The organism is Kitasatospora sp. NPDC004531, assembly GCF_053602195.1.
Window position 1 is genome coordinate 1 of record NZ_JBSGDD010000010.1, and the last position, 20,304, is coordinate 20,304.

Here is a 20,304-nt window from a genome sequence, read left to right on the forward strand (position 1 = left end):
GGTCTGCCGGGTGCGGCGCAGCGCGCGGCGGACCGGGGCGGGGACCACCGACTCCGGTGGTTCCTGGTGGCCGTCGTGGGGCCGCCCCCCGCCATCGGCCGGACCCTCGGAGCCGGCCGGGCCGTCGGTGGCGGCCCGGGGTCTACCTCTGCTCCCCATGGCCACCGGTCCCCTCAATCGCGGCGAATGCCGCCGGGCGGTCGAGCGAGCTCGTCCGGTCGAGGGGGAACAGCAGCCAGTCGGCGCGTCCGATCACCCGGTCCACGGGGACGGTGCCGCCGCCGGGCTCGCCGAGGTGGTCCCGGGAGTCGCGGGACGCGCTGCGATGGTCGCCCATCACCCACAACTTGCCGGAAGGAACCACGATGTCGAAAGGTACCGCCGAGGGTGCGTCGCCGGGAAGCAGATAGTCGCTCTCGTCCAGCGGCACTCCATTGATCCGGAGTCGGCCGTCGGAGCCGCAGCACGTGACCCGGTCGCCGCCCACCCCGATCACCCGTTTCACGTAGACCGTGTCACCGGCGGGGGCCAGTCCGGCCCTGGTCAGCATGCGCTTCATCCCGGACGGTTCGTCCCGGTACGGCAGGAAGGAGCCGATGCCGTCGAAGACCACCACATCGCCCCGCTGGGGCTGCCCGCCGAAGGCGTAGGCGAGCTGGTTGACCAGGACCCGGTCGCCCGGCTGCAGAGTGCCCTCCATGGAGCCGGACGGCACCGCGAAGGGCCGGGCCACGAAGGCGTTCACCAGCAGCAGCGCGACCACGCACACCGCGCCGATCCACAGCAGGTCGCGCGACCACCGCCGCCCGGATCCGTCGTCGTCGGCGTCCGGGTCATCGCCAGCGTCCCCGGAGGCCCCGGCCACCCCGGTGCCCGGGCCGTCCCCCGCGCTGCCCGCGTCCCCCACGGCACCCGAGTCCGAATCCGCCGCCAGGCCCGAGCCCGCCCCGGAGTCCGCCGCGTCGCCGTTCCCAGCGGCGCCGCCCCCGCTGCCGCCCCCGGCCGCGGGCTCGGAGCCCGGCCCGAAGCCCGGCTCGCAGGTCGGCCCGGAAACGGCAACGGACCGCGCCGGTGTGTCCGTACCCGTGGGTGCGGGACTGCCGTCGCGGTCCGTCGGTGGCTCGTGCGTGCTCATCGGGGGTGAGCTTATCCTCCCGGCCTAAGCCGGTCGGAGGGCCTTCCCCCGTCGAGCCTGCGCGATCACGCGTCGCGCTTCTCCTTGATCTTCGCGGCCTTGCCGCGGAGGTCGCGCAGGTAGTACAGCTTGGCGCGGCGGACCGCACCGCGGGTCACGACCTCGATCTTCTCGACGACCGGGGTGTGCACCGGGAAGGTGCGCTCGACACCGACGTTGAAGCTGACCTTGCGGACGGTGAAGGTCTCACCGATGCCGGCGCCCTGACGACGGATGACGACGCCCTGGAAGACCTGGACGCGCGAGCGGTTGCCTTCGATGACTCGAACGTGCACCTTCAGGGTGTCGCCGGGGCGGAAGGCGGGGATGTCGTTGCGCAGCGAGGCCGCGTCGACAGCAGCGAGCTTGTTGCTCATCGTTGCTCTCCATCGCAGGCGCCACGGGCCGCCCACGGAAATTCGTCTCTACTGGGTGGTGCTGCGGGCCGCTTCGGCTGACGATGAACCCCCCGTGGCGGGGGCACCGGTCCACTGACCCCACGAGGGAGCCGGGCGACAGACAGCAGTCGCCTATTCTTCCACAGGCTCTACCGCAGACCGAAATCGGCCGGCGGCGTCGTCCCAGGCCAGGCCGAGGACGCTGAGCGCTTCGCGTTCCTTCTTGGTGAACGCGTCGCGCTGCCAACGGGCCACCAGGTCGGGCCGGTTGGCGAGGGTGCGGGCGAAGGCCTGCTCGCGCCGCCACTGGGCGATCTTCCCGTGGTGGCCGCTGAGCAGGATGTCCGGCACCTCGCGGCCGCGCCACTCGGCGGGCTTGGTGTACACCGGGCCCTCCAGCAGGTCGGCCATGGCGCCGGGGGCGAAGGAGTCGTCCCGGTGGGACTCGGCGTTGCCGAGCACGCCGGGCAGCAGCCGGGCGATCGCCTCGACCATCACCAGCACGGCGACCTCGCCGCCGGCCAGCACGTAGTCGCCGATGGAGGCTTCGACCACGGGCATCCGGGTCGCGGCTTCCTCGATGACCCGCCGGTCGATGCCCTCGTAGCGGGCGGGCGCGAAGGCCAGCCAGTTGCGGGAGGCCAGGTCCTGGGCGAGTTCCTGGGTGAAGGTCCGGCCGCTGGGGGTGGGCACCACCAGGGTCGGCACCTCGCCCTCGGGGCCGGCCGCGAGGACGGCGTCCAGCGCCGCGCCCCACGGTTCGGGCTTCATCACCATGCCGGGGCCACCGCCGTAGGGGGTGTCGTCCACGGTGCGGTGGATGTCGGTGGTCCACTGCCGCAGGTCGTGCAGGTGCACGTCGAGCTGTCCCCGGGCGCGCGCCTTGCCCACCAGCGAGACGTTCAGCGGCTCCAGGTACTCGGGGAAGATCGTGACGACGTCGATCCGCATGTCGGTCACACCGCACCCCCGGTCGAGCCGTCGGAGCCGTCGGAGCTGTCGGAGCTGTCGGTGCCCTCGGAGTCACCCGGGCCATCGGCATCACCAGAGCCGGCGGAGTCGGCCGCAGCACCCTCGCGCGAGGAGGCGACCACCGCGTCGGCGGGGTCGATCAGGCCGGGCGGCGGGGTGATCACGGCGCGCTGCTCGTCCAGGTCGATGACGGGGACGATCTGCTCGACGAACGGGATGAGCACCTCGGTGCCGTCGGGGCGCTGGACGGTGAGCAGGTCCTGGTAGGGGAGGTGGACCACCTCGGTGAGCTCGCCGATCAGGGTGCCGTCGGTGAGGACGACGTCCAGGCCGATCAGCTGGTGGTCGTAGTACTCGTCGGGGTCCTCGGGGGTCTCCTCCGGGTCGACCTCGGCGATCAGGAAGGTGCCGCGCAGCGCCTCGGCGGCGGTGCGGTCCTTGATGCCGGCGAAGCGCAGCAGCAGTCGGCCGCTGTGCACCTTGCCGGACTCGACGGTCAGCGGTCCGATGCCGGCGGGGTCGGTGAGGAGGACCGCGCCGGGGCCGAGCCGCAGTTCCGGCTCGTCGGTGCGGACCTCGACGCTGACGTCTCCGCGGATGCCGTGGGCGCGGCCGATCTTGCCGACGACGAGCTGCACGGTGATCGTTCTCCTGAGATGGGCCTGGGTGAGGCGAGCGTGGTGGTGGAGTTCAGAAGGACCCGGAAAAACGGGAAGGACCGGCCGGGACGGATGCGTCCCGGCCGGTCCGGAAACCCGGTGGTCGACCTGTCGGTTGACGTTGCCGGTCGAGCGAGGAGGTCAGCGAAGGCTGTCCACGTCGACCAGATCGACCCGGACATTGCGACCGCCGAGGGCGCCGACCACGGTGCGCAGTGCGCGCGCCGTGCGGCCGCCCCGGCCGATCACCTTGCCGAGGTCGTCGGGGTGCACCCGCACCTCGATGGTGTGACCGCGGCGCAGGTTCCGCGAGCGGACCTGCACCTCGTCGGGGTGCTCGACGATGCCCTTCACCAGGTGGTCGAGGGCTTCCTCGATCATGCTCAGGCCTCGGTGGAAGCGGCCTCGGCCTCGTCAGCCTTGTCCGACTTCTTGGCCTTCGGGGTGATGGCGACACCGGTGGTGGCGTCCTCGAAGCCGGCGACGGCCTTGGCGAACAGGTGCGAGAAGTCCTCGACCTTGGGCTCGGCGACCTTCAGCGGCTCCGGAGCCGGCAGGCCCTTGAACTTCTGCCAGTCGCCGGTCAGCTTGAGGATGGCGAGGACCGGCTCGGTCGGCTGGGCGCCGACGGACAGCCAGTACTGGGCGCGGTCGCTGTCGACCTCGATCTTCGAGGGGTTGTAGGTCGGCTGGTAGATGCCGATCTCCTCGATCGCGCGACCGTCACGCTTGGTGCGCGAGTCGGCGACGACGATGCGGTAGTGCGGGGAGCGGATCTTGCCCAGACGCTTCAGCTTGATCTTGACAGCCACGGGTGTGGATTCTCCTGGTTTTGACGTGGGTGAGCAGCGCTCCGCCGCGTGGGGCTGCGGCGCGAGGTGCCGTTCAAGGGACACGCCAGCCGGTTGGGAGAGAGGGTCCTGCCTGGCTGCCGAGTACTCAGCTGTCCATTCTGCCACACCGTGGACGACCCCCCGAACCGGCCCCCGACCGCCCCCGCGCCCCCGTCCGACCCCGGAAATCCCGCCCGCACCCCCGTCCGCCCCCGAAAAAGCCCCGCCCGCACTCCCGCCCGCGCCCGAAAAAAGTGATGTCGACCGCCCCCCGAAGGGGCCGGCCGACTCATGGCCGGTCCGCGGGCACCCCGCCCGCGGTCCGGATCAAGCGATCTTGAACGGCTGCTGGCAGGCTCCGCAGACGATCGAGGCCTGCGCGAGCACCGACGGGACGACGCGGACGTTGCGACCGCAGCCGCACACCGCCTTGACCCGAACGCCGCCGCCCGAGGACCCGTGCCGGGCGGCCGGTCCGCGGAAGGCGCGGTGGTTGCCCTCGCCGGCGACGGCGAGCTGGTGCGCCCCGAGCGCGCGGTCGAGACGCTCGATGGTCTCGGCGTAGCGCTCGCGGGTCTCGTGCCCCATCGTCACCTGGGAGAAGCCGCTGCTGGCGTGCGGCTCGACCGGGTGGGCCAGGCCCAGCTCGGACGCGAGCAGCAGGAAGCGCCGGTTGTGGTACCGCCCGGCCCGCGACGTGTCGCGGATCTCCCGGGCGGCGGCCAGGCCGTGCGCGGCCTCGTGCAGCAGGCGCTCGAAGTTGAGCCGGGTGCCGCAGGCCGACGAGGACTCGCCGATCAGCGCCTCGGGCGACGCCAGGTCGGGCAGATCCCGGTGGTGGGCCTGGATGTCGCTCCAGGCGGCGGCCAGTTCGGCCGCAAGGACGAGGGGCTGTGTCGTGCTCACGCTGTACCAACGATGGGGAGAGAGCCGATGTTCCGCTGCACCCGGTGGTTCGGGAATTCCCAGCGAACTCTCAGGAATACACTTCCGTACGCGAATTGCGCGCTTCCGAACTGACGCAAGACCAACCCCCTGCACGTTTGGGCCCGGCGGGCTCGCCGGGCTTTCGGCACCCGTCGCGGAGCCCAACATCCCCACGGCGGACGGCCCGCGTCCTGTCCGAAAATTGACAGGGCCACGGGCCGTATACCGTACCGCTTGTCAGGTACTGCCGGGAGTTGACTTGGCAGTAGTCTCAACTGCCAAGTTGTGAACCGGCGTTCACGCTTTGACCGGCCTCAACGGGAGCTTCCCAGCTCAGCGCGGTGATCACGCTCCGCAAGCGGTCCCCGGGCGCGGAGCCCGGGGACGCTCGCGGCAATCGGATCAGTAGGCGCGGGCCACCAGGGCGAGGTTGCCCTCCTGGTCGTCGGTGGCCGGCACGGTGCCGTCGGCGGCGACGATGCAGCGCACCGACACGCCCTGCTCGGCCAACTTCGCCTCGCCCTCGGGGCCGAGGTCGGCCCAGGAGATCCGGCCCCAGCCGGTGGCGGCGGCCTCGACGGCCTCGTCGATGGTCTTGACGTCCACGGTGCGGGCCTCGCGGCGCTCGCGGGACTCGCGCAGCAGCTGCGCCTGGTCCTCCTCCAGGATGCCGGGGACGATCGCGGCCAGGGAGTCGACCTGGACCGGCTCCTTGCCGCCGGCGATCCGGCGGGCCAGCATCGCGGTGCCGGCCTCCAGGTCGCGCGGGCCGACCTCGATGCGCAGCGGAACGCCCTTGAGCTCCCAGTCGACGGCGCGGCGGCCGAACGGGGTGTCGGTGCGGTCGTCGACGACCACGCGGACGCCGGCGGCCTCCAGCTGGGCGCCGATCTCTCGGACCTTGGCCAGCACCGCGTCCTCGCCCTTGATGGCCAGCACCACGACCTGGACGGCGGCCAGCCGCGGCGGGACCCGCAGGCCGTTGTCGTCGCCGTGGGACATGATCAGGCCGCCGACCATGCGGGTCGACACGCCCCAGGAGGTCTGCCAGACGAACTCGCGCTCGGCGCCCTGGAGCTGGTAGGTGGTGTTGAAGGCCTTGGCGAAGTTCTGGCCCAGCTCGTGGCTGGTGCCCATCTGCAGGGCCTTGCCGTCACGCATCATGCCTTCGAGCGTGAGGGTGTTGATGGCGCCGGCGAAGCGCTCCTTGGCGGTCTTGCGGCCGAGCACCACGTCGATGCCGAGCACGTTGGTCATGAAGTCGCCGTAGACGTCCGTGTGGATCCGCGAGGCGTAGTCGCGGGCGTCCTCGTAGGTGGCGTGGGCGGTGTGGCCCTCCTGCCAGAGGAACTCGGTGGTGCGCAGGAAGACGCGCGGGCGCAGCTCCCAACGGACCACGTTGGCCCACTGGTTGATCAGCAGCGGCAGGTCGCGGTGGCTCTGCACCCACTTGGAGAAGTACTCGTTGATGATCGTCTCGGAGGTGGGCCGGACGACCACCGGCTCCTCCAGCTCCTTGCCGCCGCCGTGGGTGACCACCGCGAGCTCGGGGGCGAAGCCCTCCACGTGCTCGGCTTCCTTGGTCAGGTACGACTGCGGGATGAACATCGGGAAGTACGCGTTCTGGGCGCCGGCCTTCTTGATCCGGGCGTCCATCTCCTGCTGCATCCGCTCCCACAGGCCGTAGCCGTACGGTCGGATGACCATGGTGCCCCGCACCGGACCGTTGTCGGCCAGCTCTGCCTTGTTGATGAGGTCCTGGTACCAGCGGGGGAAGTCTTCCGCCTGGGGGGTGAGAACGGGTGCCTTAGCCATGGGCCGAATGGTACGGGGAGCGGCGGCCGGACCGTGAATCCGATTCCCCGGCCCGGGCCCGCGGCGGGGTCCGCGGCACGCCCGCGCACACCCCGGGGCGCACACCCGCAGCGCGCGGATGCCTGCTCGCACCCCTCTGGACGACGGCGGCGACCCGCTGTTCGCTGAGAGGGCCGGGGGGTGCCGGGCTGCGGCAGGCGCAGCCGAATCCGAGGACCGACGTGGACCGATTGGGAGGCCCCGATGGCTTCAGCGCAGGTGACCGGCAGCACCGTGGACCGGGTCCGGGCGGACGATCCACCGGAGCGGCGCGGTCGGGCACGGGACTGGGCGGAGATCCAGGAGCGCATGCTCGTCCCCCTCTACCTGGACGTCTACCGGTGCCTGGAGGTCGGCGCGGCGACCAGCCTGCTCGGGGTGGGCTGCCGGTCGGGGCTGGCGCTGCTGCTCGCCGAGGGGCGCGGCGCGCAGGTCGCGGGGGTGGAGTGGGACGGCGAGCTGCGGGAGCTGGCGGCGGCCCGCGGGCTCCAGGTGGCGCCCGGCGGCGGCCTCACCCGTTCGGCGCACCCCCTCCCCCGGCCGGCGCACTCCCTGGTGACGGTTTTCGAGCAGTCGCCGACGCCCGCGCTGGTCGCCTGGTCGGCGCGGCGCACGCTCCCCGGCGGGCTGCTGGTGCTCGCGGACCGGGGCCCGGCGGAGCGCTGCCAGAGCACGGCGGTGCTGGAGGTGGCGCACCGGCACGCGCCGGCGGAGGACGGCGAGCGGCGGCCCGAGCTGGAGTCGCTGCTGGTCTCCGCCGGCCTGCGCCCGTCCGCCGCCGGCCGGGTGGTCTGCCCGTTCGCGTACCCGGGGCTGGACTCGGCGGTCCGCGGGATGCTCGCCACCGGCCTGTTCGACCGGGCGGAGCAGCGGGCCGGGGCGGCGCTGGTGGCCAAGGAGGTGGAGGAGGCGCTGCACCCGTTCCTGCTCCCGGACGGCTCGGTGCGGATGGTGGACGAGTTCCGCTGGGCGGCGGGCGTCCGGCCGGAGGGGGCTACTCGCGGGTGATGCCGGCGGCGGCGTAGGCGGCGTCCTCGTCGAGCGTCTCGGCCTCCAGCAGGGCGGTGGCGAGGGCGTCGAGCCGGTGGCGGTGGCGGTTGAGCAGGACGATCGCCTCCTCCCAGCACTCGGCGACGATCCGGCGGGCCTCCTCGTCGACCGCGTCCAGGGTGGTGGGCGCGGCCGACAGGCCGTACGGGGACTGGCTGTCGTTGGGGATGGCGGTGACCCGGCCGACCAGGCTGCTCATGCCCCAGCGGCCGGCCATCGACCGGGCGATGGTGGTGAGTTGTTCGAGGTCGCTCTCGGCGCCGGTGGTGACGACTCCGTAGACCACCTGCTCGGCCGCCATGCCGCCGAGCGCGCCGATGATCCGGCCGCGCAGGTAGGGCTCGGTGTAGGAGTAGCGGTCGGTGTCGGGGGTGGAGAGGGTGACGCCGAGGGCGCGGCCGCGCGGCACGATGGTGACCTTGCGGACGGGGTCGGCGCCGGGCTGGAGCATGCCGAGCAGGGCGTGCCCGGACTCGTGGTAGGCGGTGCGTTCGCGCTCCTGCTGGGGCATCACCAGGGGCCGCACCGCGCCGAGTTGGACCTTCTCCAGGGCCTCCGAGAGGTTCTCCTGGTCGACCGCGTCCTGCTGGTTCTTGACGGCCAGCAGCGCGGCCTCGTTGACCAGGTTGGCCAGATCGGCGCCGGTCATGCCGGGCGTGGTGCGGGCCACCGCGTCCAGGTCGGTGCCCTTGGCCAGCGGGACTTCGCGGGCGTGGATCCGCAGGATCTGTTCGCGGCCGGCCCGGTCGGGCGGGCTGACGGTGATCCGCCGGTCGAAGCGGCCGGGGCGCAGCAGGGCGGGGTCGAGGATCTCGGCCCGGTTGGTCGCGGCGATCACGATGACGCCCTCGGAGCCGGAGAAGCCGTCCATCTCGGTGAGGATCTGGTTGAGCGTCTGCTCGCGCTCGTCGTGGCCGCCCATGCCGCCACCGCCGCCGCGCTGGCGGCCGATGGTGTCGATCTCGTCGATGAAGATGATCGCGGGGGCGACCTTGCGGGCCTCGGCGAACAGGTCGCGGACCCGGCTGGCGCCGACGCCGACGATCATCTCGATGAACTCGGACGCGGACGCCGAGAAGAACGGGACGTCCGCCTCCCCGGCGACCGCGCGGGCCAGCAGGGTCTTGCCGGTGCCGGGCGGGCCGGACAGCAGGACGCCGCGCGGCATCTTCGCGCCGAGTCGGCGGTAGGCCTGCGGGTTCTTCAGGAAGTCGACCACCTCGCTGAGTTCGGCCTCCACCTCGTCGATGCCGGCCACGTCCTGGAACGTGGTGCGCCGGCCCTGGCTGGTGTCCACCGGCTTGGGCGGGGCCTTGCGGCCGAGTGCGCCGGCGCCCATGCCGCCGGCCATCCGGCGGGCGATGAAGATCCAGACCGCGATCAGCAGCAGCATCGGGGCGAGCGAGATCAGCAGGTTGGCCAGGAAGCTGCGCTGCTGCACCACCGGGCGGGCGGTCACCTCGACGTTCTGCGACTGCAGCGTGCCCCAGAGGTTGTCGGTGGCGAACGCCGGTCGCTGGGTGGTGAATTCGGTGTAGTCGCCCTTCGCGCCGTCCGGCTTGGGCTGCTTGTTCTTCAGGGTGCCCTCGATGGAGTCGCCCTTGGAGTAGATCTTGGTGATGTTGCCGCTGTTCAGCTGCTTGTCGAACTCGGTGTACGAGACGGTGGTGGACCCGCCGCCGCCGAAGAAGCTCAGCAGCAGGTCCGACAGCAGGAACACCACCAGGGCGGTGAGGATCAGGCCCGTCCAGCCGCCCGGCATCTTCTTCTTCGGCGGCGGCGGGGGCGGCGCCCCCTCGGAACGCCAGGGCTGATCGGGGGTCTGACGCGGCGGCACGGGGTTGCTCACCTGCCGGACGATACGGACATTCCGCCTGCCGGTCGGCGCGCAACGCCGCGACACCGGTCGGCGCGGGGGTCAGCGCACGGGGGTCGGCCACTCCTCCGCCGTCAGCGCGAACCGCTCGTGGTCGCGCCAGGCGTCCTGCAGGAACAGCATCCGCGGCGAGAAGCCCTCGTGCCGGAAGCCCAGCCGGCGGGCCATCGCCACCGAACGCTCGTTGTCCGGCTGCACGTTGATCTCCAGCCGGTGCAGCCCGAGGCCGCCCTCCTCGGCCGGCGCGAAGCAGCGCTCCACCACCAGCCGCATGCCCTCCGACATCCGGCCCGTCCCCTCGAACGGCACGTAGGAGTCGTAGCCGAGGACGCCGCAGCGGAACCGGGCCATCACGATGTTCGCCACGTTGCACTTGCCGACCAGGCCGCCGGTCTCCCGGTCCAGGATCAGGAACGTCCGCAGCCCGACCCCCTGACGGCTCAGCAGATCCGGCAGGCCGTCGGGCTCCACGGGGTTCCACCGCCCGATGTGCTCGGCGGAACGCCGCACCGCCTCGGCGTAGGGGACGACGTCATCTGGGCGGGGGGCTCGGATCGTTACGCGCATGCGAGCCATCATCGCGCAAAGGGTGGGACAGGCAGGGCGCGGAAGGGTGCGAAAACGGGGGCGCGGGGAACTGCGCGAAGCGGAAGGCACCCCATCCGCAAGATCGCGACGCAGGACAATGACCTGCACTCGATCGCGACCTTGCGGACAGGCCTTGCGCTTGTCGCGCAGTTCTCCCCCAGCCCTGGCGGGCCGGGAGGTGCCCCCACGCGCCCCCGGTTTCGCGCCCGCCTGCGTTCTCGCGCCCTACAGCAGGTCCTTGAACTCCTTGGGGAGCTCGAAGTCCGCCGCGCCCTTGCCCGCCGGCAGGCCGAACGCGTTGCCGTCCCGGCCCGGGCCGAGGGCCTTGCGCTCGGCGGCCGCCGCCTCTTCCTGCGCGCGCTTGAGCGGGTTGCCGCTCTTGCGCTTGCCCTTCGCGACGGGGGCCTTCTTGCCGGAGCGCTTGCCGCCGCCCCCCATGCCGGGGATGCCGGGCATGCCGGGGATGCCCTTGCCGGAGGCCATCGCGGACATCATCTTGCGGGCCTCGAAGAACCGCTCGACCAGGCTGGAGACCTCGCCGACCTGGACGCCGGCGCCCTTGGCGATGCGCAGCCGGCGCGAGCCGTTGATGAGCTTCGGCTCGCTGCGCTCGGCCGGGGTCATCGACTTGATGATCGCGCCGACCCGGTTGACGTCCTTGTCGTCGATGTTGTTGATCTGGTCGCGGATCTGGCCCATGCCGGGGAGCATGCCGAGGAGCTTGGAGATCGAGCCCATCTTCTGGACCTGCTCCAGCTGCGACAGGAAGTCGTCGAGCGTGAACTCCTTGCCGCCGCCCTGCAGCTTGGCGGCCATCTTCTCGGCCTCGGCCTGCGAGAAGGTCTGTTCGGCCTTCTCGATCAGGGAGAGGACGTCGCCCATGCCGAGGATGCGCGAGGCCATCCGGTCGGGGTGGAAGGCGTCGAAGTCGTCGACCTTCTCGCCGTTGGAGGCGAACATGATCTGGCGGCCGGTGACGTGCGCGACGGAGAGCGCGGCGCCGCCGCGGGCGTCGCCGTCGAGCTTGGAGAGCACGACGCCGGTGAAGTCGACGCCTTCGAGGAAGGCCTGCGCGGTGGTGACCGCGTCCTGGCCGACCATGGCGTCGACCACGAACAGGACTTCGTCGGGGTTGACCGCGGCACGGATGTCCGCGGCCTGCTGCATCAGTTCGGCGTCGATGCCGAGGCGGCCGGCGGTGTCGACGATCACCACGTCGTACTGCTTCTGCTTCGCGTACTCGATGGAGTCGCGGGCGACCTGCACCGGGTCGCCGACGCCGTTGCCGGGCTGCGGGCCGTAGAAGGCGACGCCGGCGCGCTCGGCGACGACGCCGAGCTGGGTGACGGCGTTGGGGCGCTGGAGGTCGCAGGCGACCAGCAGCGGGGTGTGCTTCTGGGCCTTGAGCCAGTGGCCGAGCTTTCCGGCCAGGGTGGTCTTGCCGGCGCCCTGGAGGCCGGCCAGCATGATCACGGTCGGGCCGGTCTTGGCGTACCGCAGGCGGCGGGTCTCGCCACCGAGGATGCCGATCAGCTCCTCGTTGACGATCTTGATGATCTGCTGGGCCGGGTTCAGCGCACCGGAGACCTCCGCGCCGAGGGCGCGCTCCTTGATCTGCTTGATGAACGCCCGGACCACGGGGAGCGCGACATCCGCCTCCAGCAGGGCGATCCGGATCTCGCGCGTGGTGGCGTCGATGTCCGCCTCGCTGAGGCGGCCCTTGCCCCGGAGGTTCTTGAACGTCGCTGCGAGGCGGTCGGAGAGAGTGTCGAACACGTCGGTCGCGGGTCCCTTGCGGCATCGAGTACGGGTACGGTCGTCGCCCCCAAGGGTAGCCGTACGCCCGGTGGACGGTCTGCGCCCCTGCGTGAACGCGCTACCGGGCGGTGTCCAGGGCGTCCTGGACGGCCCGTGCGACCTGCTGCGCGCGGGCCTCGTCGAGCGGTCGGCCGTCCTCGGCGGTCAGGTAGAACGCGTCCACCGCCTCGGCGCCCAGGGTGGAGACGTGCGCGGTGCGGACCCGCACGCCGGCGGTGTCCAGGGCGCGGCCGATCCGGTGCAGCAGGCCGGGTGCGTCGTGGGCGCGGACCTCCAGCACGGTGGCCGAGCGGGACGCGCCAGCGGGGGCGACGGCGACCAGCGGCGGCGGGGTGCGGATGCCGGGGCGGCGCGGTGCGGCGGCGTCGCGTTCGGCGAGCCTGCGGGCCACGTCCAGGGTGCCGTCCAGGGCGCGCCGCAGGTCGGCGCGGAGCCGGGCCGCCTCGGGGACGTCGCCGTACTGGGTGGCCACCGTCCAGTCGATCAGCAGGACGGGGCCGGCGCCGGCCGGGTCGAGTTCGCGGAGCACGGCCCGGCGGACGGTGAGGCGGTGCACGGCGAGCACGCCGGCGACGGTGCCGAGCAGGCCGGGGCGGTCGGGGACGGCGAGGGTCAGTTCGACGCCGACGGGTTCGGTGCCGTCGTCGGGTTCGGCGTGCGCGCGCAGGGTCAGCGCGGGTCCGCCGGTGCGGGCGGCCTCGACGGCGAGGCGTTCCTGCTCGACGGTGGGGGCGGCGTCGACGGCGGGCGGCGGCGAGCCGGCCAGTCGGGCGGCGGTGCGGGCGACCAGCTGGTCGACCAGCGAGGCCCGCCAGGCCGACCAGGCGGCGGGGCCGGTGGCGGTGGCGTCCGCCTCGGTGAGGGCGTGCAGCAGTTCCAGGTGGGTGCGGTCGCCGACCGCCGCGGCGATCAGGTCGGCGGTGGCCGGGTCGTCGGGGTCGCGGCGGGTGGCGGTGTCCACCAGCGTCAGGTGGTGGCGCACCAGCAGTCCGAGGGTGTCGGTGTCCCGCTTGTCGAAGCCCATCCGGGCGGCCAGGTCGCGGACGATCGCCTCGCCGGCCCGGGAGTGGTCGCCGGGCGAGCCCTTGCCGAGGTCGTGCAGCAGGGCGGCGACCAGCAGCAGATCGGGGCGGGCGGTGCGGCGGGTCAGCGCGGCGGCCCGCACCGCGGTCTCGATCAGGTGCCGGTCCACCGTCCAGCGGTGCACGGCGTTGCGCTGCGGGCGGCAGCGGACCCGCTCCCAGTCGGGCAGCAGCCGGCCGATCAGGCCCTCGGCGTCCAGCGCCTCCCACACCGGCAGGCAGGCCTCGCCGGCGCCGAGCAGGGCGACCAGCAGGTCGCGGGCCTCGTCGGGCCAGGGCACCGGCAGCGGCCCGGTCTCGGCGGCCAGCCGGCGGACGGTGGCGTGGGCGACGGGCAGTCCGGCCTGGGCGGCCGCGGCGGCCGCGCGCAGCGGCAGCACCGGGTCGGCGGCGAGCCGGGCGGCCTGGGCGAGCACCGCCTCGCCGTCCTGCTCGACCACGCCCTCGGCCAGCGGCCGGCGGTCGGCCCCGGCCCGGAGCCACCGCCGGCCGCGCCGGGTGCGGGCGGCCAGGACGCGTTCGACGGCCCGCCAGGTGACGTCGGAGGCGTACCCGACGGTGCGGGCGGCGCCGTAGACCCGGCGCAGCAGGGTGTCGGCGTCGGGCAGGCCGAGCTGTTCGGCGACCTGGTCCTGGTCCTGGAGGGCGAGCCGGTCGGTGGCCCGGCCGGCGGTCAGGTGAAGCGCGTCGCGGACGTCGGCGAGGGTGCGGGCGGCGGCGGCCAGGCCGTCCCGGGGGGCGTCGGCGAGCCAGCTGGCGGCGACCGCGTCCAGCGCGACCAGGTCGCGCAGGCCGCCGCGGGCCTCCTTCAGGTCGGGCTCCAGCAGGAACGACAGGTCGCCGTGGCGCTCCGCCCGGGCCCGGCCGAGGGCGCGCAGTTCGGGCAGCCGGGCGGGGGCGGCGGCGCGCCAGTCGGCGAGCACCCGGGTGCGCAGCGCGGCGGTCAGCGCCGGGTCGCCGGCCAGGTGGCGGGCGTCGAGCAGGCCCAGGGCGGCCCTGAGGTCGTCGGCGGCGACCCGGCGGGCCCCGTCGGGGGTGCGGACGGCGTGGTCGAGGGCCAGGCCGCTGTCCCAGACGGGGTACCAGATCCGGTCGGCGAGGCCGGGGGCGAGCGGTCCGTCGTGCAGCAGCAGCACGTCCAGGTCGCTGCGCGGGGAGAGTTCGCCCCGGCCGTAGCCGCCGACCGCGACCAGGGCGGTGCCGGCCGGCGCGCCGGCCGCCCGGTGCAGGCCGGCCAGCCAGTCGTCGGTGAGCCGGGCCAGCGCGGTGCGCCGTTCGCGCCCGGTGCGGGCGGGGTCGGCGAGCAGCCGGGCGCGTTCGGCGAGGTGGCCGCGGTCGGGGCTGGTCACGGCTGCTCCGGGCGGGGTCAGAGGGCGTCGGGGCCGCGTTCGCCGGTGCGGACCCGCACGGCGGTCTCCACCGGGACGGACCACACCTTGCCGTCGCCGATCTTCCCGGTGCGGGCGGCCCGGACCACCACGTCGATCACCTGCTCGGCGTCCTCGTCCTCGACCAGTATTTCCACCCGGGCCTTGGGCACCAGGTCGACGGTGTACTCGGCGCCCCGGTAGACCTCGGTGTGGCCGCGCTGCCGGCCGTAGCCGCTGGCCTCGGTGACGGTCAGTCCGTGCACCCCGAACGCCTGCAGGGCGTCCTTGACCTCGTCCAGGCGGTGGGGCTTGATGACGGCGGTGATGAGCTTCATCGGGCGTCGACCTCGGTCTTGTCTGCGATGGCGGTGGTGTGACTGGGAACGGTACGGCCCGGGCCGCCCCCGAGGGCGGTGAAGTCGTAGGCGGATTCGGCGTGTTCGGCCTGGTCGATGCCGGCGACCTCGACCTCCTCGGCGACCCGGAAGCCGATCGTCCGCTGGATGGCGGTGCCCAGCAGCCAGGAGAGCACGAACGAGTACGCCAGCACCACGACCACGCCGAGCGCCTGCTTGCCGAGCTGTCCGAGGCCGCCGCCGTAGAACAGGCCGGCCGTGCTCTGGCCGACGTGGCCGGTGGCGAACAGGCCGACCAGCAGCGAGCCGATCACGCCGCCGAGCAGGTGGACGCCCACCACGTCGAGCGAATCGTCCAGCCCGAAGCGGTACTTGAGGCCGATCGCGGCGGCGCAGGCGGCGCCCGCGACCAGGCCGACGGCGACCGCGCCGAGCGGCGACACCGAGCCGCAGGCGGGGGTGATGGCGACCAGTCCGGCGACCGCGCCGGAGGCCGCGCCGAGGGTGGTGAACGCGCCGTGCCGCAGCCGCTCGTACGCCAGCCAGCCGATCATCGCGGCGGCGGTGGCGACCTGGGTGTTCAGGAACGCCATGCCCGCGACGCCGTTGGCGGCCAGCGCCGAACCCGCGTTGAAGCCGAACCAGCCGAACCACAGCAGGCCGGAGCCGAGCATCACCAGCGGCAGGCTGTGCGGACGCATCGGGTCCTTGCGGAAGCCGATCCGCCGGCCCAGCACCAGCGCCAGCGCCAGGCCCGCCGCGCCGGCGTTGATGTGCACGGCGGTGCCGCCGGCGAAGTCGATCACGCCGTTGCGGTCGCCGAGCCAGCCGCCGCGGCCGCCGTCGAAGAAGAACACCCAGTGCGCGACCGGGAAGTAGACCACCGTCACCCAGAGCGCCACGAACAGGCTCCAGGACGCGAACCTGGCCCGGTCCGCGATCGCGCCGCTGATCAGCGCCGGGGTGATGACCGCGAACATCAGCTGGAACGCGGCGAACGCGGTGACCGGGATGCTGCCGGTGAGCGCGTTCAGGTCGATGCCGCGCAGGCCGACGAAGTCGAGGTTGCCGATCAGCCCGGCACCGGCGTCCGGCCCGAACGCCAGCGAGTAGCCGTAGAGCACCCAGAGCACGCTGACGATCGCCAGCGAGACGAAGCTCATGGCGAGCATGTTGAGGGTGCTCTTGACCCTGACCATGCCTCCGTAGAAGAAGGCCAGGCCCGGGGTCATCACCATGACCAGGGCCGCACTGATGAGTACGAAGGCGGTGTCGCCCGCGCTGAAGCCGTCCGGCATCGGCGTCTCCTCCGAGGGTGGGAGCCGCTCCATGCCGGGGCGTGCGAGCGGCCCGGCATGTCGGCGTTGGGAGGAGCGTGCCGAAGGCGGGTTTCCGCCGATGTGGCCCGGTGTTTCACCACGATGACGTGGTTCACGCGCCCGTTACGGGCGCGTGAACCCTCGGGGCCGGTCAGACCACCGAGACGAACTCCGGGATGTCCTGGACCACCCGCTCGGCGAGCCGGTCCACCTCGGCGACGCCGCGGAAGTCCCGGGTCGCGGCCTCGGAGGTCTTGCGGACCCGGGTGTTCAGCCGCTCGGAGCGCACCTTGCGGGCGATGTCCACCGCCGCCTCGCAGTACTCGGCGGCCTCCTCCGGCTCGCGCTGGAGCAGCCGCACCGAGGCCATGCCGACCAGGTTGAACGCGTAGGTGCGGACGTGGTCGCCGTCCTCCCGGAACATGTCGACGGCCTTGGTGATCATCGGCTCGGCGGACTTGGCCATCGCGTTGCCCCGGTCCGAGGTGTACGCCAGGTCGCGGAAGGAGTGGCCGTTCTCCGCGTTCAGCTCGGCCTCCGAGAAGAACCGCAGCCAATTCGGCGTCTCGTCACCGGCGTTGATGTCGCTGAAGGTGTCCTCGGCGAGCCGGACCGCCCGGGTGCAGCGGTTGACCTCGCCGATGGTGGCGTACGCGCGGGCCTCCATCGCGTACAGCAGCGACTGCTGGCGGGTGCTGGCGGTGTCCCGACTGCCGTACTGGGCCAGGTGGATCAGCTCCAGCGCGTCCTCGCCGCGGTTCAGGTGGATCATCTGGCGGCACATGTCGGTCAGCACGTGCGCGCCGAACGGCCGGTCCCCGGCCTCCTTGGCGGCGTGCAGCGCCAGCACGTAGTACTTCTGGGCGCTCGGGTGCATGCCCACGTCGTAGGACATGAAGCCGGCCAGGTGGGCCAGCCCGGCGGTGAGCCGGAACAGCCGCTTGGTGGTGCTCTCCGGGTAGGTCTCCTGCAGCAGGTCGGTGACCTCGTGGAGCTGGCCCACCACGGCCTTGCGGCGCAGCCCGCCGCCGTTCTGGGCGTCCCACTTCCGGAACATCTCGGTGGTCTGCTCCAGCAGCTGCATCTCCGGCTCGGACAGCCGGCCGGTGAACTGCTCGCCGTTGTTGGCCGCCGTCAGGATCGGCGTCGGCTCGCCGTTCGGGCCCGGCGTCAGCCAGCGCTGCATCGGCTCGATCAGCGCCGCGCCGGCCGTCAGCGCCAGTGAAGTGCCCAGGAAACCGCGGCGGTTGAGCATCAGGTCGCTGCGCGAGTACTCGCTGATCGCCTGCACCGTCTGCTGCGGGCTCCACGGCAGGTCCACCCCGCCGCCGACGGTGGTCACCGGGATGGCGGCCCGCAGCCCGAGATCCTCGATCGACACCACCGAGCCGAAGCGCTCGGAGAACAGCTCCGACATGATCTTCGGGATCGGCTCGCGCGGCTGCTCGCCGTCCAGCCACCGGCGCACGCGCGAGGTGTCGGTGGAGACGTGGTGCGCGCCGATCTGCCGTGCTCTCCGGTTCACTTGGCGCGCGAGCTCGCCCTTCGACCAGCCGCTGCGCGCGAACCAGGAGCCCAGCTTCTCGTTCGGCTGCTTCTCACCCATGGGACCGTCCCCATCCCGCCCCGAACCGGGGCTCCCGCTCGCCTTGACGACTCGTCATTTCGCCGACCGCTGTGACCGGTCCGCTGCATTCCGTATCCAGAACGTAGCGTCCCTCCGCCATCCGAGGGAGCAACGTCGGGGAAACGCCACCTTTCGCCACCCCCACGAGTGAACTACCGGGCGCGGAGCCGCGCTTCACTATGTGTCAGCTCGGCATGACCCCGGCACATGCCCGGAATCCCGACGGAGGCACGCGTGCGGCAACGACGATCCGGCATCCGAAGCGCGGGTGCAAGGCGCCTGCTCGCCCAGGCGGCCCGAATCGGTGTGCGCCGGTCCGCGCGCGCCTCCGGCGCACCACGCATCACGCGCCCACCAGGCGACGCACCGTCACCATCCCGTAACCAGCGGCAACCGGAACCGGTTGGGGGAGGCATGGACAAGCTGTTCGGCACTCTGCGACTCGCGCCCCTGGGCGCCCGCCGCCGCACCCGGCCCACCGCGCTCCGGACCGCCACCGAGTACTCCGAGCGCTGGGGTTGGACGCTTGCCGCCGGCAGCCCTCCCCCGCACACCTCGACCCGCTGCGACTGCGGCGTTCCGCTGTGCGCCGCGCCCAACCTGCACCACCTGGTCGGCCCGCTCGTCGCGCCCGGCACCGGCGCGGCCGAGATCGCCGCCCGCTGTCCGGCGGACGCCCCGCTGCTGCTGGCGACGGGCCACCAGTTCGACGTGCTGGACGTACCGGCCCAGCCCGGCCTGCAGGCGCTGGTCCGGCTCGAACGGATGGGCACCCAGGTCGGGCCGGTGCTCGCCTCCCCCACCGGCCGGCTGCTGCTCTTCGTCGCGCCCCGCACCGCCGAGCGCCTCCCCGACCTGCTCTACCGCATGGGCTGGGACGACGCCTCCCTCGACCTCGCCTGCCACGGCCTGGGCTCGTACGTCGCCGCCCCGCCGGTCCCGCTCGGCCCCCTCGGCCCGATGCGGTGGCTGCGCCGCCCCACCGCCGACACCCCTCCCCCGGAGGCCCGCCTGCTGCTGGGGACGCTGGCCTACGCCTGCCACCGCACCCGGGACCGCGAGACGTCCCTGGCGGGGTGAGGGGCGCACACACAACGAGGTCCGTCCGAGGAGACTCCTCGGACGGACCTCGCCGACGGACCGATCAACCCAGCAGCGCGTCCACGAACGCCCCCGGCTCGAACGGCGCGAGGTCGTCCGCGCCTTCGCCCAGGCCGATCAGCTTGACCGGGACGCCGAGTTCGCGCTGCACCGAGATGACGATGCCGCCCTTCGCGGTGCCGTCCAGCTTGGTGAGGACGATGCCGGTGATGTCGACGACCTCGGCGAAGACGCGGGCCTGGACGAGCCCGTTCTGACCGGTGGTGGCGTCGAGGACGAGCAGCACCTCGTCGACCGGGCCGTGCTTCTCGACGACGCGCTTGACCTTGCCGAGCTCGTCCATCAGGCCGGTCTTGGTGTGGAGCCGGCCGGCGGTGTCGACCAGGACGGTGTCGGCGCCGTCGGCGATGCCCTGCTTGACGGCGTCGAAGGCGACGGACGCCGGGTCGCCGCCCTCGGGGCCGCGCACGGTGTGGGCGCCGACGCGCTCGCCCCAGGTCTGGAGCTGGTCGGCGGCGGCGGCGCGGAAGGTGTCGGCGGCGCCGAGGACGACCTTGCGGCCGTCGGCGACCAGGACGCGGGCGAGCTTGCCGGTGGTGGTGGTCTTGCCGACGCCGTTGACGCCGACCACCAGGACCACGGCGGGGCCGCCGTCGGACTCGATGGAGTGCACGGTGCGGTCCAGCTCGGGGCCGATCAGCTTGATCAGCTCTTCGCGGAGCAGCCCGCGCAGTTCGTCGGGGGTGCGGGTGCCGAGGACCTTGACGCGGGTGCGCAGGTTGTCGACGAGCTCCTGGGTGGCGCCGACGCCGACGTCGGCGGTGAGGAGGGTCTCCTCGATCTCCTCCCAGGTGTCCTCGTCGAGGCGGTCGCGGGAGAGCAGGGTGAGCAGGCCCTTGCCGAGGGTGGACTGCGAGCGGGAGAGCCGCGAGCGCAGTCGGACCAGGCGTCCGGCGGTGGGTTCGGGGACCTCGATCGCGGGGGCGGCCTCGGCCTCCTCGACCAGCACCTCCTCCACTGCGGGCTGCTCGACCGGGGCCTGCTCGGCGACGGGCTCCTCGACCGCCGGCTTGTCGGCCTCGGGCGTCTCGACCGCGGGCTTCTCGACCGGTGGCGCCGCGGCGGTCCCGGCCGACTCGGCGGGCGCGCCCGGGCGGTCGGCCTTGGGCGGCGCGGTGATCGTCGGGGTCTGGCTCGGCCGGTCCAGTTCTTTGCGTCGTTTGCCGGAAACGACGAGTCCGGTGATCGCGCCGATGGCGACCACCGCGATGACAACGGCAAGGATCACGTATTCCATAAC

Annotated in this window: 18 protein-coding genes; 2 read left to right on the forward strand and 16 right to left on the reverse strand. The window is 73.0% G+C overall.

Annotated features, from left to right (window positions below; all coding sequences use genetic code 11):
- Window positions 1-142: 142 nt before the first annotated feature.
- The 8 genes from lepB to proS form a co-directional block, all read right to left on the reverse strand.
- Complete coding sequence (gene lepB, locus ACWEMJ_RS07070; RefSeq protein ID WP_452135950.1) at window positions 143-907, reverse strand: signal peptidase I; 765 nt, start codon at window positions 905-907, stop codon at window positions 143-145.
- A 293-nt stretch (window positions 908-1,200) separates the two neighbouring features.
- On the reverse strand, window positions 1,201-1,551 hold the full coding sequence (gene rplS, locus ACWEMJ_RS07075; RefSeq protein ID WP_452135951.1) for a 50S ribosomal protein L19: 351 nt from the start codon (window positions 1,549-1,551) through the stop codon (window positions 1,201-1,203).
- 153 nt (window positions 1,552-1,704) lie between these two features.
- Complete coding sequence (gene trmD / locus ACWEMJ_RS07080) at window positions 1,705-2,523, reverse strand: tRNA (guanosine(37)-N1)-methyltransferase TrmD (RefSeq protein ID WP_452136036.1); 819 nt, start codon at window positions 2,521-2,523, stop codon at window positions 1,705-1,707.
- A gap of 5 nt (window positions 2,524-2,528) precedes the next feature.
- Entirely contained in the window at window positions 2,529-3,182 is a 654-nt protein-coding gene (gene rimM / locus ACWEMJ_RS07085) for a ribosome maturation factor RimM (protein ID WP_452135952.1), read from the reverse strand.
- 162 nt (window positions 3,183-3,344) lie between these two features.
- Window positions 3,345-3,584 (reverse strand): RNA-binding protein, encoded by a 240-nt coding sequence (locus ACWEMJ_RS07090; protein WP_014138265.1) that lies wholly within the window; start codon window positions 3,582-3,584, stop codon window positions 3,345-3,347.
- A 2-nt stretch (window positions 3,585-3,586) separates the two neighbouring features.
- On the reverse strand, window positions 3,587-4,015 hold the full coding sequence (gene rpsP / locus ACWEMJ_RS07095; protein ID WP_345699129.1) for a 30S ribosomal protein S16: 429 nt from the start codon (window positions 4,013-4,015) through the stop codon (window positions 3,587-3,589).
- A 348-nt stretch (window positions 4,016-4,363) separates the two neighbouring features.
- Window positions 4,364-4,942 carry a hypothetical protein gene (locus ACWEMJ_RS07100; protein ID WP_043916169.1) on the reverse strand — a complete coding sequence of 193 codons (579 nt, stop codon included), beginning with the start codon at window positions 4,940-4,942 and terminating at the stop codon, window positions 4,364-4,366.
- A 423-nt stretch (window positions 4,943-5,365) separates the two neighbouring features.
- Window positions 5,366-6,778, reverse strand: coding sequence for a proline--tRNA ligase (proS, locus tag ACWEMJ_RS07105; RefSeq protein WP_452135953.1), 1,413 nt, complete (start codon window positions 6,776-6,778; stop codon window positions 5,366-5,368).
- A gap of 243 nt (window positions 6,779-7,021) precedes the next feature.
- Here proS and ACWEMJ_RS07110 point away from each other — a divergent pair, with 243 nt between their 5' ends.
- The gene (locus tag ACWEMJ_RS07110) at window positions 7,022-7,825 is read left to right on the forward strand and encodes an SAM-dependent methyltransferase (protein ID WP_452135954.1); all 804 of its coding nucleotides are present in this window, start codon (window positions 7,022-7,024) and stop codon (window positions 7,823-7,825) included.
- On the opposite strand, the gene ftsH is transcribed toward ACWEMJ_RS07110, so the two are convergent.
- The 7 genes from ftsH to nsdA all read right to left on the reverse strand — a co-directional run bounded on the left by ftsH (window position 7,812) and on the right by nsdA (window position 17,882).
- Window positions 7,812-9,716 carry an ATP-dependent zinc metalloprotease FtsH gene (gene ftsH, locus ACWEMJ_RS07115; RefSeq protein ID WP_452135955.1) on the reverse strand — a complete coding sequence of 635 codons (1,905 nt, stop codon included), beginning with the start codon at window positions 9,714-9,716 and terminating at the stop codon, window positions 7,812-7,814. The two genes, ACWEMJ_RS07110 and ftsH, sit on opposite strands and share 14 nt — an antisense overlap.
- 69 nt (window positions 9,717-9,785) lie before the next feature.
- A complete protein-coding gene (locus tag ACWEMJ_RS07120; protein ID WP_452135956.1) occupies window positions 9,786-10,310 on the reverse strand; it encodes a GNAT family N-acetyltransferase in 525 nt (174 codons plus the stop codon).
- 246 nt (window positions 10,311-10,556) lie between these two features.
- Window positions 10,557-12,107, reverse strand: a complete 1,551-nt coding sequence (gene ffh / locus ACWEMJ_RS07125) for a signal recognition particle protein (protein ID WP_452135957.1) — start codon at window positions 12,105-12,107, stop codon at window positions 10,557-10,559.
- A 100-nt stretch (window positions 12,108-12,207) separates the two neighbouring features.
- Complete coding sequence (locus ACWEMJ_RS07130; protein WP_452135958.1) at window positions 12,208-14,580, reverse strand: [protein-PII] uridylyltransferase; 2,373 nt, start codon at window positions 14,578-14,580, stop codon at window positions 12,208-12,210.
- 17 nt (window positions 14,581-14,597) lie between these two features.
- Entirely contained in the window at window positions 14,598-14,936 is a 339-nt protein-coding gene (locus ACWEMJ_RS07135; protein WP_452135959.1) for a P-II family nitrogen regulator, read from the reverse strand.
- Window positions 14,933-16,255 (reverse strand): ammonium transporter, encoded by a 1,323-nt coding sequence (locus ACWEMJ_RS07140; protein WP_452135960.1) that lies wholly within the window; start codon window positions 16,253-16,255, stop codon window positions 14,933-14,935. Before ACWEMJ_RS07140 ends, ACWEMJ_RS07135 begins: the two co-directional genes overlap by 4 nt.
- A 172-nt stretch (window positions 16,256-16,427) precedes the next feature.
- Window positions 16,428-17,882, reverse strand: a complete 1,455-nt coding sequence (gene nsdA / locus ACWEMJ_RS07145) for a transcriptional repressor NsdA (RefSeq protein ID WP_452135961.1) — start codon at window positions 17,880-17,882, stop codon at window positions 16,428-16,430.
- A gap of 435 nt (window positions 17,883-18,317) precedes the next feature.
- On the opposite strand from nsdA, the gene ACWEMJ_RS07150 reads away from it, so the two are divergent.
- A complete protein-coding gene (locus ACWEMJ_RS07150; protein WP_452135962.1) occupies window positions 18,318-18,983 on the forward strand; it encodes a bifunctional DNA primase/polymerase in 666 nt (221 codons plus the stop codon).
- Window positions 18,984-19,047: 64 nt separating this feature from the next.
- Here the strand turns inward: ACWEMJ_RS07150 and ftsY are convergent, their stop codons facing one another.
- The gene (ftsY, locus tag ACWEMJ_RS07155; RefSeq protein ID WP_452135963.1) at window positions 19,048-20,301 is read right to left on the reverse strand and encodes a signal recognition particle-docking protein FtsY; all 1,254 of its coding nucleotides are present in this window, start codon (window positions 20,299-20,301) and stop codon (window positions 19,048-19,050) included.
- Window positions 20,302-20,304: the final 3 nt, after the last annotated feature.

What these genes read in the sequence shown, in the direction of transcription:
- rplS (WP_452135951.1), bottom strand. Translation starts at nt 1,551, where the DNA reads ATGAGCAACAAGCTCGCTGCTGTCGACGCGGCCTCGCTGCGCAACGAC.
- trmD (WP_452136036.1), bottom strand. Translation starts at nt 2,523, where the DNA reads ATGCGGATCGACGTCGTCACGATCTTCCCCGAGTACCTGGAGCCGCTG.
- ACWEMJ_RS07090 (WP_014138265.1), bottom strand. Translation starts at nt 3,584, where the DNA reads ATGATCGAGGAAGCCCTCGACCACCTGGTGAAGGGCATCGTCGAGCAC.
- proS (WP_452135953.1), bottom strand. Translation starts at nt 6,778, where the DNA reads ATGGCTAAGGCACCCGTTCTCACCCCCCAGGCGGAAGACTTCCCCCGC.
- ACWEMJ_RS07110 (WP_452135954.1), top strand. Translation starts at nt 7,022, where the DNA reads ATGGCTTCAGCGCAGGTGACCGGCAGCACCGTGGACCGGGTCCGGGCG.
- ACWEMJ_RS07120 (WP_452135956.1), bottom strand. Translation starts at nt 10,310, where the DNA reads ATGCGCGTAACGATCCGAGCCCCCCGCCCAGATGACGTCGTCCCCTAC.
- ACWEMJ_RS07135 (WP_452135959.1), bottom strand. Translation starts at nt 14,936, where the DNA reads ATGAAGCTCATCACCGCCGTCATCAAGCCCCACCGCCTGGACGAGGTC.
- ACWEMJ_RS07140 (WP_452135960.1), bottom strand. Translation starts at nt 16,255, where the DNA reads ATGCCGGACGGCTTCAGCGCGGGCGACACCGCCTTCGTACTCATCAGT.
- nsdA (WP_452135961.1), bottom strand. Translation starts at nt 17,882, where the DNA reads ATGGGTGAGAAGCAGCCGAACGAGAAGCTGGGCTCCTGGTTCGCGCGC.
- ACWEMJ_RS07150 (WP_452135962.1), top strand. Translation starts at nt 18,318, where the DNA reads ATGGACAAGCTGTTCGGCACTCTGCGACTCGCGCCCCTGGGCGCCCGC.
- ftsY (WP_452135963.1), bottom strand. Translation starts at nt 20,301, where the DNA reads ATGGAATACGTGATCCTTGCCGTTGTCATCGCGGTGGTCGCCATCGGC.